The organism is Bradyrhizobium ingae (assembly GCF_055791185.1).
The window spans coordinates 122128-136092 of the sequence record NZ_JBVUBB010000013.1; the positions used below are offsets into that span (position 1 = coordinate 122128).

General features: G+C 63.1%; 12 protein-coding genes. 10 read left to right on the forward strand and 2 right to left on the reverse strand.

Annotation, left to right across the window (positions count from 1 at the left end; genetic code table 11):
* Positions 1-70: 70 nt before the first annotated feature.
* The 3 genes from ACV1FX_RS20510 to ACV1FX_RS20520 all read left to right on the forward strand — a co-directional run bounded on the left by ACV1FX_RS20510 (position 71) and on the right by ACV1FX_RS20520 (position 4296).
* Entirely contained in the window at positions 71-1354 is a 1284-nt protein-coding gene (locus ACV1FX_RS20510; protein ID WP_473119363.1) for a serine hydrolase domain-containing protein, read from the forward strand.
* Between the two features lie 157 nt (positions 1355-1511).
* Positions 1512-2768, forward strand: coding sequence for a tetratricopeptide repeat protein (locus ACV1FX_RS20515; protein WP_473119364.1), 1257 nt, complete (start codon positions 1512-1514; stop codon positions 2766-2768).
* Positions 2769-3816: 1048 nt separating this feature from the next.
* On the forward strand, positions 3817-4296 hold the full coding sequence (locus ACV1FX_RS20520) for a hypothetical protein (RefSeq protein WP_473119365.1): 480 nt from the start codon (positions 3817-3819) through the stop codon (positions 4294-4296).
* An 81-nt stretch (positions 4297-4377) separates the two neighbouring features.
* Here the strand turns inward: ACV1FX_RS20520 and ACV1FX_RS20525 are convergent, their stop codons facing one another.
* The gene (locus tag ACV1FX_RS20525) at positions 4378-5187 is read right to left on the reverse strand and encodes an IclR family transcriptional regulator (protein WP_473119366.1); all 810 of its coding nucleotides are present in this window, start codon (positions 5185-5187) and stop codon (positions 4378-4380) included.
* A 146-nt stretch (positions 5188-5333) separates the two neighbouring features.
* Here ACV1FX_RS20525 and ACV1FX_RS20530 point away from each other — a divergent pair, with 146 nt between their 5' ends.
* From ACV1FX_RS20530 to ACV1FX_RS20560, 7 genes are read left to right on the forward strand one after another with little or no spacing between them, the layout of a single operon-like run.
* The gene (locus tag ACV1FX_RS20530) at positions 5334-6377 is read left to right on the forward strand and encodes an ABC transporter ATP-binding protein (protein WP_473119367.1); all 1044 of its coding nucleotides are present in this window, start codon (positions 5334-5336) and stop codon (positions 6375-6377) included.
* A complete protein-coding gene (locus tag ACV1FX_RS20535; RefSeq protein ID WP_473119368.1) occupies positions 6377-7240 on the forward strand; it encodes an ABC transporter permease in 864 nt (287 codons plus the stop codon). Before ACV1FX_RS20530 ends, ACV1FX_RS20535 begins: the two co-directional genes overlap by 1 nt.
* Positions 7237-8040 (forward strand): ABC transporter permease, encoded by an 804-nt coding sequence (locus ACV1FX_RS20540; protein ID WP_473119369.1) that lies wholly within the window; start codon positions 7237-7239, stop codon positions 8038-8040. The genes ACV1FX_RS20535 and ACV1FX_RS20540 overlap by 4 nt, the downstream gene beginning before the upstream one ends.
* Positions 8041-8051: 11 nt before the next feature.
* Entirely contained in the window at positions 8052-8345 is a 294-nt protein-coding gene (locus tag ACV1FX_RS20545; RefSeq protein WP_473119370.1) for a (2Fe-2S)-binding protein, read from the forward strand.
* Positions 8342-9721 carry an FAD-dependent oxidoreductase gene (locus ACV1FX_RS20550; protein ID WP_473119371.1) on the forward strand — a complete coding sequence of 460 codons (1380 nt, stop codon included), beginning with the start codon at positions 8342-8344 and terminating at the stop codon, positions 9719-9721. The genes ACV1FX_RS20545 and ACV1FX_RS20550 overlap by 4 nt, the downstream gene beginning before the upstream one ends.
* Positions 9718-10866, forward strand: coding sequence for an NAD(P)/FAD-dependent oxidoreductase (locus ACV1FX_RS20555; protein ID WP_473119372.1), 1149 nt, complete (start codon positions 9718-9720; stop codon positions 10864-10866). Before ACV1FX_RS20550 ends, ACV1FX_RS20555 begins: the two co-directional genes overlap by 4 nt.
* Positions 10867-10885: 19 nt before the next feature.
* Positions 10886-11929 carry an ABC transporter substrate-binding protein gene (locus tag ACV1FX_RS20560; protein ID WP_473119373.1) on the forward strand — a complete coding sequence of 348 codons (1044 nt, stop codon included), beginning with the start codon at positions 10886-10888 and terminating at the stop codon, positions 11927-11929.
* A 146-nt stretch (positions 11930-12075) separates the two neighbouring features.
* On the opposite strand, the gene ACV1FX_RS20565 is transcribed toward ACV1FX_RS20560, so the two are convergent.
* Positions 12076-13938 carry an ABC-F family ATP-binding cassette domain-containing protein gene (locus ACV1FX_RS20565; protein ID WP_473119374.1) on the reverse strand — a complete coding sequence of 621 codons (1863 nt, stop codon included), beginning with the start codon at positions 13936-13938 and terminating at the stop codon, positions 12076-12078.
* Positions 13939-13965: the final 27 nt, after the last annotated feature.

The window sequence follows — 13965 nt, forward strand, 5'->3', positions numbered from 1 at the left end:
GAAGTCGTGCTCTTGATGGAAGGGCTGCGCCAATGCAGCCTGGTTGTTTGCGCAGCACGCGGAGGCGGCGATGAACTGGGCAACAGGGCGGGTTTGGATCCTCGCGGTGGTCATGCTCGCGACCTTCGGCATCACAAGTGCGCAAGAAACCGCCAAGCGTACCGCTGCCGGACCGGTTTTGTCGAACACCGGTCATGATGCGGCCGCTTACGGCGCTGACGAGGGATATCCCCTTGGCACCTTGTCCACCGGCGCTGAGATGCGGCATCTCGTAGCGACCTATAGTCATTTTGACGAACTGACACCGGCGCGCATCGTTGCACGTGCAGCCACATCCTGGTCGTTTCAGCGCGCCGCCGAGCCCGAGATCTACTACAGCTTCGAGGGTGAGCGCCGCACGATCGCGGACTATCTCGCCCGGCAGCCGACGACCGGACTGCTGATCGCCAGGGACGACACGATTCTGTACGAACATTATCAATACGCGCGATCGGACCGCGATCGCTTTCTCTCCCAGTCGATGGCGAAGACCATCACCGCGATGCTGATCGGCATCGCTACGGCCGAGGGTGCCATCAGATCGATCGACGACGACGCTGCGACCTATGTCACCGCTCTCGCAGGGACCGAGTACGGCAAGACACCGATCCGTGCGCTGTTGCACATGTCCTCCGGCGTCAACTTCGAAGAGCGGTACGATGGGCAGGACGATATTGCCCGCCTCGGGCGCGATCTGTTCGGCCGGCCCGGCAAGTCCCCCGTGGTCAGCATCGCACAGTTCAATACCCGCGTCGCGCCGCCAGATACGCGATGGCACTACGCCAGTGCCGAGACCGAGATCCTCGGCCTCATCCTGCGCTCTGTGACCGGCACTCCAGTCGCGGATTATCTCAGTGAGAAGATATGGCGGCGGATCGGCACCGAAGCCGATGCCTCGTGGGCGATCGACGGAACCGGCCAAGAGGTGACCTTTTGCTGCTTTAACGCCGTGTTGCGCGACTACGCCCGTTTTGGACGCCTGCTTGCGCATGACGGCGTGTGGAATGGGCGCGAGGTCATCCCACGCCAATGGCTGATCGATGCGACGACGGTGAGATCAACCGACGTCCATCTCGCACCCGGTGTGGCCACGAAGTATTACGGCTATGGCTATCAGGTCTGGCTACTGCCCGGCGCTGCGCGCCGGTTCGTCTTGCTCGGCATCCGCGGCCAGATGATCTTTGTGGATCCTGGAACCAAGCTGGTGATGGTGCATACAGCCGTGCGTCCCGAAGCGACCGACAGGACCGCGTCGGCAGAGACCGTAGCACTATGGCTGGCCGTGGTGGAGCAGCTTGGTCGCACCGCGCAATAAGCGTCCCCATCTCGTGGGCCCATAGCGGAGATGACGCCGCCCGTTGCCGAAGGCGGGTATAACGGTCTCCGTTGCCGATGGTCGATAGCCTGCCGTTGGGGCTAAAGTTCTCATGTCCGGATGTGTCGTGCCGGAGAGCCTGGCGGTGGAGAACAGCATGACAGCGGGTGGATCAGGTGGACTGCTCCTTTGCGTCGCGGTCCTGCTTGCCGTGCCGGTGCGGGCCGCTACACCGGTCGATCGGGACGGGTGCGCGGCCAGCGCCGACAAGCCCGATGTCGGAGGCGCGGCATGCAGCCGCGTCATCGACGATGCAAGCGAGCCGGTGGCCGAACGCGTCAGGGCGCTCAAGAACCGGGGACGCGGCGCGTTCAACCGGAGGGATTACGACCGCGCGATTGCCGACTACGGCGAGGCTATCAAGCTCAGTCCGAAGGACGCCGGGGCCTTCGCGCACCGGTGCGAGGCTTATGAGAGCAAGGAGGCCCACGACGCGGCCATTGCGGATTGCACGGAGGCGATCAGGATCGATCCGAAGTATGGCTGGGCCTACAACAACCGTGGCGTCGCCTATTACAGTCTGCATGAATACGACGCTGCGCTGGCCGACCACGCCGAGGCGATCAAGGTCAATTCCGGAGATGCGTGGGCCTACGCCCGCCACGGCATGGCGTGGACGGAAAAGGGTGAATTCGACCTGGCCGTCGCCGATCTCACCAAGGCGGTGACCATCGATCCGAAATACGCCTTTGGGTTTGGCCAACGGGGGCAGTCGCTCTTCAGGAAGAGATTGATCACGAAGAAGGACGGATGGGAGCCTGCGATCGCAGACTTCAGCGAGGCAATCAGGCTCGATCCAAATCTGGTTTGGCTATTCAGCTCGCGTGGCGTCGCCTACAGCAACAACTTCCAATACGATTTGGCCGTTCCGGATTGCAGCGAGGTCATCAAGCGCGAACCCAGCAATGCCGGCGGGTACAATTGTCTCGGCGTCGCCTACGAAGGCTTGAGACAATATAGTCGTGCGATCGCCGCCTATAATCAGTCGATCAGCATCAATCCAAGAAACGGTGTCGCTTATTGGAATCGCGGCAATGCCAATGTGGGGCTGCGCAAGATCGATGACGCGATCGCCGACTACGACCGGGCAATCGCGATAAACTCCAAGGACTTCAACGCTTTCAACTCCCGCGGCAAAGCCTACGTTCTAAAGGGTGACCGCGACCACGCAATCGCCGACTATACGCAGGCGATCCAGCTCAATCCGTCCTATGTCGAGGCCTACAACAACCGCGGCCTCACCTGTGAAGCACAGCAGCGCCGCGCTGATGCGATCGCCGATTTCCGCAAGGCGCAGTCGATAGACCCGGCCGACCAGGTCAGCAAGCAACAGCTCCGCCTGTTCGGCTTCTGACAGCTTGCGGCGAAGCCGCCTGCCGTGAGAATGTCTGCAAGTCGGCCGTCCCAGAACTCCGGCTTAGGCCGAACGTCCGCTTGGCGCAAAGAGCGGACCTCGCCGTGAGGTCGGCACCCGAAGCGGGCATTGCGCATGGCTCGAAATCCCTCGAGCCATGCTATCACTGCCTTCGCGCAGCCGGCGTGGACTATCGGGTGCCCAGTTGCTTGATTTCGGCGACTTGCTTTTCGCCGGGCAACTTGCCGCCGGCCAGCAGGCTGGTGCAAATCCACCGAGATTCTCTGGGTTGCGCGCCAAGGAAAGCCTTGGTCTCTACGCACTGCGCGTAAGTCTTGTAGCTGAGCGTGTCTGTGCACGTTGGTGAGAACATGCTCCCATCAAATCCTCCCTGGCCAGCAAGGCTACATCCAACCCAGGGGGCGTTGCCGACCCTGAAACTTGTTTCGCAACCACCGTTGCAGCTGCGGGCTTCTCTCTCCAGCTTGGCAAGCCTCCCCAATGTTGTATTCGGCGCGAACACTGGCGTTTGAGCGGTTGAGGTGCCGGTTGTCCTGCGGGATGTCCCCGCGTTGGACCCCCGTTGCGTATGATGGGGCCTTGCCGCCTGGTCCGGCGCATTGACCGTGACACCGGGGAGCGTGCTGGTGGCCGAGCCTTGCGACGATGCCGGGCCACACAGGAAAACAGTTGCGAACATAGCGAGGATTGAAGGAGCGACAGCACTTGAAGACAATTTCATGATGATGCCTTTCCAGGACGGACAGGCCGTCCATTGGTCAAAATAACCACGCGCAATTCGTAGCGTGAATTCTGCAACCTGCCTAGCGACCCCCTCGCCGAAAAGTTGTGCACGTCGGCGTTGCGGGCCATGGATACGCCCGAGCAAAGATACGCCCGAGCAAACCTGGTGCGCCGCAACAATCGCGTTGGAAGACCACGGGCATCAGTGCTGTCTTCCGCTCATCGGCCCGAGGCCGACTTCGTCCTAAGCCCAGATGTCCACTTTGCGCCAGAGGGCCATACACTCCGGGATCGCGTTTGGCCCATGGCAGACGTTGCCGCGTGTGCGCTATACGACCATCCAGTTAAACGGGGCTCGCATTCGAAAATGTTGAACGTTGCGCTGGCGGCGGTGCTTCTTGTTGCACTCGGTGGGATTTTGTTTGGCGTGAGGTATATGCGGCGCGAGGAATATCTGCCGTATCATGCCGTCGTGGCCGGAAAGCCTTTCTCCGAACTCGATCCCGGAGTTCAGGGAGTCATTCTTGGTATGCTGAAAGTCATTGGGGGCGGCTTCGCAACCCTTGGTGTCACCTTGCTGTGGCTGTGTTTCGCGCTTCATGAGGGCGAGCGCTGGGCACCTTGGGCAATCCTGACCATCTCGGCTACGGCGCTCGTGCCGATGTTGTACGTCGCCACCAGGCTACGCACGTTCCGACCCGGCGCGCCAACACCTGTGCGGCCGACACTCGTGATGATGATCTTGATCGTCGTCGGTGTCGGGCTGGCTCTGCTGGCGCGCTAGCTATCAAGGGAGGTCCGGGTACTGCCGGGGAGGCGGCAACGGTTCGACATTTCAGGCCGTCGCCCTTCTTGCGGCGGACGACTACCTGGTCTGGTGAACCTGCGCGTTGCTGAGACTTCTGAGCGGCTGGCTTAGCGTTTCGTCGAAGGGGTTGATCTTGCTGCTCAGGGCCTTCGCCTCGGTCTTGAGGATATCGACCACGATCGGCAGGCGTTCCTTGCTCAGCCGCTCTTGCAGGGTCCCCACGCTCAATGCTGCAACCACGCGACCGCCCGCATCGAACACCGGAACAGCCACACCGGCCATTCGCGGAATGAGTCCGAGGTTGAAATCGGCAAAACCTTGCTTCGCGGTTGTATCCAGCGTCAGACGTAATGCAGCCTCATCAAGGAAGCCGCGGTCGAGCAGGCGCGGCATGTTGAACGCGATCACAGCTTCACGCTCGGCTTCGGGCAGGTGAGCGAGGATCGCGAGGCTTCCCTGGCCGATGCCGAGCGGCACCTTGCCGCCGATCTCGCCTGTAAACGAGCGGATCGGGAAGGGGCCTTCGACGCGATCGAGGCACACCGCATCATATCGGTGCCGGACCAACAGGAACACCGTGTCCGACAAGGTCGAGGAAAGGCGCAGCAGCGAGGGGCGGGCGACATCGCGCAGCCCCGCCGCACGTCCGGCATTGGCCGCGAGCACAAAAAAGTCGAGCGACACGCCGTACCGGTTCGTGTCGTCGATCTGCTCGATTAGGCCTTCGGCGGTGAGATCCTGCAACGCGCGATGTGCAGTCGACGGTCCGCAATCGGCGCGCTCCGCCAGATCCTTCAGGCGCATGCCGCCGCGAGGCCCCTCGGCCAGGACCCTGAGAAGCTGCAGCGCACGACGGGTGCTCGTCATAGTTTTCAAGTATTGAAAAATACGCGACAGGGGAAGTACAAAATTCCAAATGCGGGAATAATTTTGGAAAAAATTCCACAATCTGGAAGTTCGGCTTGACCTCCGTGTTCCAGCCGGAGCTGACTATGGCATCTCCGGAGTCGACAATGACGTTCCTGACCCTCGAGTGCCTGAGCAAGCAGTACGGCAATGTGTTTGCCGTCGAGGACGTCAGCCTGAGCGTGGCGCGCGGCGAATTCGTTTCGCTGCTGGGTCCGTCCGGATGCGGCAAGACCACCACGCTGCAGATGATCGCCGGCCTGGTCCAGCCAAGCAGCGGCCGCATCACGCTGGATGGACGCGACATCACCGACGAGAGTCCGAGCCGACGCGGCCTCGGCATCGTCTTTCAGAGCTATGCGCTGTTTCCGCACATGACCGTGGCGCAGAACGTCGCCTTCGGCCTCGAGATGCGCAAAGTCCCGCGCGCCGAGCGCGACAGGCGCGTTGCCGAGATGCTGGCGCTGGTCAAATTGTCAGCGATGGCTGATCGCTATCCGCGGCAGTTGTCCGGCGGGCAACGTCAACGGGTGGCCATTGCCCGCGCGCTGGTCATCAATCCTCCCATCCTGCTGCTCGATGAACCCTTGTCGAACCTCGACGCCAAGCTGCGCGAGGAAATGCAGTACGAGCTCTCGCGCATTCAGCGCCAGGTCGGCACGACGACGATCATGGTGACCCATGACCAGGCGGAGGCCCTGTCGATCAGCGATCGCGTCGTCGTCATGGAGCATGGCCGCATGGTGCAGGTCGATGCGCCGTTCCAGCTCTATGAGCGGCCCGCCACGCCTTCGATCTCGTCCTTTGTCGGCAAGATGAACCGCCTCGAGGGCGAGTGGCGCGACGGCCGCGCGATCGTCGCCGGCATCGCCGTGCCGAGCGAAACCATGGCTCGGGCAGACGGGGCCGTCTCTCTGTTCATCCGTCCGGAAAAGATTCTGCTCGCGCGTGCCGGTGAAGGTGTCGTGGACGGTAAGGTGACGTCACGGTTCTTTCTCGGCAGTCATTGGCTGTTCAACCTCGATACGGCGGTCGGACCGCTGACCGTGTCCGTTCCGAACCAGGGCGAGGTGGCGGAGAAGATCGGTGACGACGTCGGTCTGGTCTGGCTGCCGGGAAGCTTGCGCTACGATCGCGGCGCGGAGGTCTGATGAAGGGGGCGACGCGCCTTGGCAACTTCCCGCCGGTCCTCCTGGTGCTGCCGGGCGTCTTGCTCTTCACCGCTCTCGTTCTGGTTCCGCTGTGCCTGACCCTCGGACTTTCGTTCCTGGACTACGACGCGACCACCGGCATCAAGGACACCTACACATTGTCGCATTACGCGACGATCCTCGGCGACCGCTACTATCTGGATATATTCTGGCGAACGCTGCGCATCGCCGCGCTGACGACGGTGATCTGCGCCGCGATCGGCGTGCCGGAAGCCTATGTGCTGTCGCGCATGAACGATCCCTGGCGGTCGATCTTTCTCGTGGTCATCATCGGACCGCTGCTCGTCTCGGTGGTGGTTCGCGCCTTCGGCTGGAGCATGCTTCTCGGCTCGTCCGGACTTGTGAATCAGGCGCTGCAGGTGATGGGGCTCGGTCCTGTCCGGCTGCTCTACACGGAGACGGCCGTCGTGGTCGCACTTGTCCACGTGATGTTGCCGTTCATGGTCATCCCGGTCTGGACGTCGCTGCAGAAGCTCGACCCGACGATCGAGGCGGCGGCGTGGTCGCTCGGCGCGTCGCGGTTCACCGCCATCCGGCGCGTGGTGTTCCCGCAGATCATGACGGGGCTGTTGTCGGGCAGCCTGGTCGTGTTCGGCCTTGCGGCCAGCTCGTTCGCAATTCCGGGCCTGCTCGGCGGGCGCAGATTGAAGATGGTCGCAACGATCGTCTACGACGAATATATGCAGGCGCTGAATTGGCCGGTCGGCGCGACGATCGCCATTCTGGTGCTCGCCGCCAATATGCTCATCATGCTGAGCTACAACCGTGTCGTCGAAGCGCGCACGCGCCGGACCCTGGGATGAGCGGGATGCAGCGCAACGGTCCGATAGCTCTCCTTTTCCATGCCCTGGTTGCCACCTTCATGCTGGCGCCACTTGTCATCGTCGTGCTCGTTGCCTTCACGCCTGCGAACACGCTGACGATACCGACCACGCACTTTTCGACGAAATGGTTCGTGGCGCTCTGGCAGCATCCCGATTTTGCTGCTTCATTCGTGAACAGTTTTTGGGTCGGCGGGATCTCGGCAACCATCTCCGTGCTGCTCGCCGTGCCGGCCGGGCTGGCGATCCATCGCTACGAGTTCAAGGGGAGGGCGGCCGCCAACGCGTTGTTCCTGTCGCCCCTCATCATTCCTCATCTTGTGCTGGGTGTTGCGTTTCTGCGCCTGTTTGCGCTGATCGGCGCCGTCGGCAGCTTCGGCTGGCTGGCTGCAGCCCACATCATCGTGGTGACGCCCTATGTGCTGCGCCTCGTGCTGGCCGCGCTTGCAGGCCTTGACCGGCATGCCGAGCAGGCGGCGGCAACGCTCGGGGCTTCCGCCTGGACCGTGTTCAGGCGGATCACCGTGCCGATGATGCTCCCCGGCATCACCGGAGGATGGCTGCTCGCCTTCATCAATAGTTTCGACGAATTGACGATGTCGATCTTCGTGACCTCGCCCGTCACGATCACCCTGCCGGTCCGCATGTACATGTACACGACCGAGTCGATCGATCCGATGATGGCTGCGGTGTCTGCGCTGATGATCGCGCTGACTGCCGCCGCGATGCTCATCCTCGACCGGATTTTCGGTCTCGACAAGATCCTGGTTGGCGAAAAATAGGGCCTCGATTCATGTCGCTCCTTCATCGCATCGCGCGCACCGATCAGCCGACCATCACGTTCGTTCTCGACGGAGTTCCGCGCGAGGGGCGCGTCGGCGACACGCTGCTTACTGCGATCCTCGCCGCTACCGACGCCGTCAGACGAACCGAATTCTCTCAGGCGCCGCGCGCCGGCTTCTGCCTGATGGGCGCATGCCAGGATTGCTGGGTCGCGCTTGAAAACGGTGAGCGCATCCGGGCCTGCACCACGGTCCTGTCGCCCGGCATGCACATCGTGACCGGCGGCAAGGAAGGCGCACGATGAGCTCGCGCGTGCAGCCCTTGATCGTCGGCGCCGGCCCGGCCGGCGTCCGTGCCGCAGAGACGCTCGTGAAGGCCGGCTTGAAGCCGTGCGTCGTCGATGAAGCGCCTGCCTGCGGCGGCCAAATCTATCGTCAACGTCTCGTCGATGACGGCCGGTCCGTGGAAGCGCTCTACGGATCCGAGGCTTCGAAGGCAGGAAGGCTGTACGCGGCTTTTGCTGCACTTTCGGATCAGATCGACTATCGGCCCGAGGCGCTGGTCTGGAACGTCTCCGATGGCACGGCCGACATTGCCGTGCGCGGCGAGCATCGCCGCGTACCCTATGATGGACTTATCCTTGCAACGGGTGCGACGGATCGGGTGCTGCCAATTCCCGGATGGACGCTGCCCGGCGTCTTCACCCTGGGCGGCGCGCAGATTGCCTTGAAGGCCCAGGGCTGCGCGATCGGCGAGAAGGTCGTCTTCGTCGGTTCCGGGCCGCTTCTGTATCTCGTCGCCTGGCAATATGCCTGCGCCGGCGTCGAGGTGCTCGCGGTCCTCGATGCCGCACCGCGCGCGGCGCGTGTGGGGCTGATCCGTGCTGCGCTGCTTGCGCCGGATATTGTGGCGCGCGGATTACGCTTTGCACTCGCGCTTCGCCTGCGGGGCACGCGGTTGTGGAGCGGCATCAGCGATGTCCGCATCGAGGGTGAAGGGCGCGTCTCGGCCATCTCGTGGGATCATCGCGGCGAGCGGCATCAGTTGCCTTGTGATGCCGTCGGCTATGGACTCGGGCTGCGCTCCGAGACGCAATTGGCCGATCTTGCCGGATGCATGATGCATTTCGAAGCCCGCGATCGCGCCTTCCTGCCGATCCGCGAAATTGGTGGACGAAGCAGTGTGCCCGGCGTCTATCTGGCAGGGGATGGTGCTGGTATTGCCGGCGCTGACGCGGCAGAGCTCGGCGGCGAGCGTGCTGCGCTGGCGCTGCTTGAAGATCGTGGACTAGCGTATGACGAGGCGCGTGCCCGCAATCTCGATCGCCGCCTGTCTCGGATCTTTCGTCTTCGCGATGCCCTCGAGGCCGCCTTTCCGTTTCCGGCATGGTGGGCGCAGCGCATTGAAGACCAAACCCTCGTTTGCCGGTGCGAGGAGATCGACGCCGGCACGATGCGTAGCGCAGTGCGGGATTTCCAGCTCACCGAGCTCAATCGCATGAAGGCTGTCACCAGGGTCGGTATGGGGCGCTGCCAGGGGCGCATCTGCGCGGCGGCGGCAGCCGAGCTGCTGGCGCTGGAGGCGGGGCGCGACGTCGATGCGGTCGGTCGTTTCCGCTCGCAAGCGCCGGTCAAGCCGCTTCCGCTGACGCTTGGCCCGTCCTGCGAGGCGGCCGAATGACGATGCGACTTGATGCCGATGTCGCCATCATTGGCGGCGGGTTGGTCGGGACGTCGACGGCGCTGGCGCTCCGGCGTCGTGGCATGAGCGTCGTGCTGCTGGAAAAAGGCTTTTGCGGTGCGCAGGCCAGCGGCGTCAATTATGGCGGCGTTCGCAGGCAGGGGCGTCCGCCCGAGCAGCTCGCGCTCTCGCAACGTGCGCATGCCATATGGCCGCGCCTGCGCGAGCTCATCGGGATCGATGGCGAGTTCCTGCGCACCGGGCATCTCAAACTTGCACGTAGCGAGGCCGATATGGCTTCGCTCGAGGCGTATGCGCAGCGCGTCGAGGCTTACGCCCTCGGGCTCGAATTGCTCGGACACAATCAGCTCAAGGAGAGGTTCGGCTGGATCGGCGATGAGATCATCGGAGCCTCGTTCTGTCCGGGCGACGGTCACGCCAATCCGCGTCTCGTCGCAGCCGCTTTCGCGGTCGCTGCGCGGCGCGCAGGAGCGCAGGTTTTCGAGAATGCGCCCGTTGTGAGCTTTGCGCGAGATGCCGGTGGCTTTGCGATCGAGGCGGAGAACGGTCTGCAAGTTCGCGCCCGCGCAGTGATGAACAGTGCCGGCGCTTGGGCCGGGCCGTTTGCGGCGTCGTTCGGCGAACCCGTTCCGCTCAAGCGAATCTATCCATCGATCATTGTGACCGAACCCATGCAGACCATCATGACCGTCAATATCGGGATGGAGGGTGGCGGGGTCTATGCGCGCCAGGTCGAGCGAGGCAATTGCATCGTCGGGGGCGAGCGCGGCAGGCCGCTCGCGGATGCTGATTTCTCGCGCCCTCGCAGCGAAGGCGCGCGCGCCATCATGAATCGCGCCTGTGAGCTTTTTCCGGGATTGCGTGGCAGCCTCGCCATACGTTTCTGGAGCGGCACTGAAGGAGAAATGCCGGATCGCAATCCCGTGCTTGGAGCAAGCCACACGACGCCCGGGCTCTTTCATGCCTTCGGCTTCTCCGGCGCCGGATTCCAGATCGCGCCTGGGGTCGGCGAGGTGATGGCGGAGCTCATCGCTGAGGGTACCACGACGACGCCCATCGACGCTTTTTCGATCACGCGCTTTTCCGGGGCAGGGACAATCCCGTCCGCTTCGTCTCAACCATAGGCCACGAGGGGAATCAGCAATGCAGAGATATCTGACGACATTCGTTGCGGCCATTGCCGCATGCGTTCTCGTGAGCGAGGCATCAGCCGAAACCAAGACGCTCTATGTCGGCATGAACGGCGGAAATTTCGAGCGGGCATTCACGCAAGTATTTGCCGACTTCGAGAAGACGAACGACGTCAAGGTCGTCGTTGTGCCCGGCACCTCGTCCGACATTCTTGCCAAGGCCACCGCGGCCAAGGACAAGCCGCAGATGCACCTGATGTTCCTTGACGACGGCGTCATGGTGCGGGCCGTCGGCATGGGGCTCTGTGAAAAGCTTCAGCCGAGTCCGGAATTGGCTCAGCTCGAGAAGGGAAGCCGCTTGAAGGACGACATGGCCGCCGGCGTCGACATGGGCATGACCGGTCTCGCTTACAACAAGAAGCTGTTCGATCAAAAGGGATGGGCCGCGCCGACCTCCTGGATGGATATGGCCGATCCAAAATTCAAGGACAGCGTCGTCTTCCAATCGGCGTCCGCTTCGACCTTCGGATTGCACGCGTTCTTGATGTTCAATCGCATCCAGGGCGGTTCAGAAGCTAACGTCGAGCCCGGCTTTACCAAGTTCCGCGATACCATCGGCAGGAACGTGCTCGAGTTCATTCCAAGCTCCGCAAAACTGTCCGAGATGGTTCAGACCGGCGAAGCCGCGATATTTCCGCTGACGCCGACCGCCGTGGCAACCCTTCAGGAGAAGGGAATTCCAGTCGAGTACGTCCAGCCAAAAGAAGGTTCGGTCGTCCTGATGGTCGCCGAATGCGTGATCGCGCGCAACTCGGAGCCCGAGCTTGCACAGAAGCTCGCAGCCTATCTGCTTTCGGCGCAAGCCCAGAGCAAGGCATTGGCAGTCGGCAATATCGTGCCGTCAAATACGACGGCGGTGGCAGCGACGCCCGAAGCCGAGAAAAAGATGAAGGCCTTTCACACTTACATGCAGAATGCCGTGACGCTCGACTGGGACGCAGTCAATGCCAAGCGACCGGAGTGGAACACCCGTTGGAACAAGATGATCGAACGCTAGCAACACGCTGAAGCTTCCACATCGTCATGGCCGGGCTTGTGGCTCCGGCACGCCCAGCCCTCCAGAATAGGTTCAGGTATTTATGACATGGGTCGTTTTTCAGAGTTTGAATAGAGGCCTCGCGGCCGCTAGCGGGTTATGAGCCTTCAACCTGCTGCCTCATCATATTGCGCGCTCGCCTCGAGCCATTGCTCCTCCGCGCGCGCGAGCGCGTCGGCGGCGTTGGCGCGGGCCTTGGAGAGCTGCGCGGCCTGCTTCGGATCGCGCGTGAAGATGTCGGGCAGGGCGAGCGCGGTGTCGATCTTGGCGATGATTTCGGTGACGCGCGCGATCTCGGCCTCGGCTTCTGTGATGCGCTTCTTCAGTGGGCCGCGATTGTCCGATCGTGCGCGCTGCGGCTTCTCGGCTGGGGCATTGCGCTCGCGGGTGCTGTTGTCCGCGCTTGCCGCGGATAGCACCACGCGGCGGTAGTCGTCGAGGTCGCCATCGTAGTTCGTCACTGTGCGATCGGCGACCAGCCAGAGCCGCTCGGCGCAGGCTTCGATCAGGTAGCGGTCGTGCGAGACCATGATGACGGCGCCGGGAAAGTCGTTGATCGCCTCGGCGAGCGCGGCACGGCTGTCGATGTCGAGATGGTTGGTCGGCTCGTCCAGAATGATCATGTTGGGGCCGAAGAAGGTTGCAAGCCCCAAGAGCAGCCGAGCCTTCTCGCCGCCGGACAGTTTGCCGGCCTTGGTGTCGGCCGCCTTGCCGGAAAAGCCGATCGCGCCGGCTCGCGCCCGCACCTTGGCCTCAGGCGCTTCGCCCATCAGCTTGCGGACATGGTCGTAGGCGGAGGCATCCACGTTCAATTCGTCGAGCTGGTGCTGTGCGAAATAGGCGATCGACAATTTGTCGGCGCGCGTCACCCTGCCGGAGAACGGCGCGAGCTTGCCTGCGAGCAGCTTCACCAGCGTCGACTTGCCGTTGCCGTTGGCGCCCAGCAGCGCGATGCGGTCGTCATTGTCGATGCGCAAGGTGACGCGGCTCAGCACGGGGGTCGTCGGATCATAGCCGACCGAGACGTTGTCGACCGCGATGATCGGCGGCGATAGCGTCTTCTCGGGCGGCGGGAAGCTGATCTCGTGCACGTCCTGCGTCACCAGTGCCGTGATCGGCTTGAGCCGCTCCAGCATTTTGACGCGCGACTGGGCCTGGCGGGCCTTCGAGGCCTTGGCCTTGAAGCGGTCGACGAAGGCCTGCAGGCGCGCGCGCTCGGCTTCCTGGCGCTTGATCTGCTTGGCATCGAGCAGTTCGCGCGCGGCGCGCTGCTCTTCGAACGACGAATAGCTGCCGCGATAGAGCGTCAGCTTGCCGCGATCCAGGTGCAGGATCTGGTCGACGGAGCTTTCCAGGAGATCGCGGTCATGGCTGATCACGATCACGGTGCGTGGGTAGTGCGCGAGGTGATCCTCCAGCCACAGCGTGCCTTCGAGGTCGAGATAGTTGGTGGGCTCGTCGAGCAGCAGCAGGTCGGGCGCTGCAAACAGCGTCGCGGCGAGAGCCACGCGCATCCGCCAGCCCCCGGAGAACTCCGAGCAGGCGCGCAACTGGTTCGCGGCCGAGAAGCCGAGACCGCTGAGAATCGCAGCCGCGCGGGCAGGGGCCGAATGAGCATCGATGTCGACCAACCGGGTCTGGATCTCCGCGATGCGATGCGGGTCGTGCGCGGTCTCGGCCTCCCGCAGCAGCGCGTCGCGCTCGAGGTCTGCCTTGAGCACGACCTCGATCAGGCTTTCCGGGCCGTCAGGGGCCTCCTGTGCGAGGCTGCCGATGTGCCAGCGCGGCGGCAGCGTGACGGAGCCGTGCTCTGCGGCAAGCTCGCCGCGGATCACCTTGAACAGCGTCGACTTGCCGGTGCCGTTACGTCCCACAAGGCCGACGCGCGAACCGGGCGTGATCTGCACGGAGCTCTGGTCGATCAGGAGGCGTCCGGCGAGGCGGATCGAAAGGTCGGTGATGGTGAGCATGCGGCCTTGTCACCGCAGCGCGTCGCA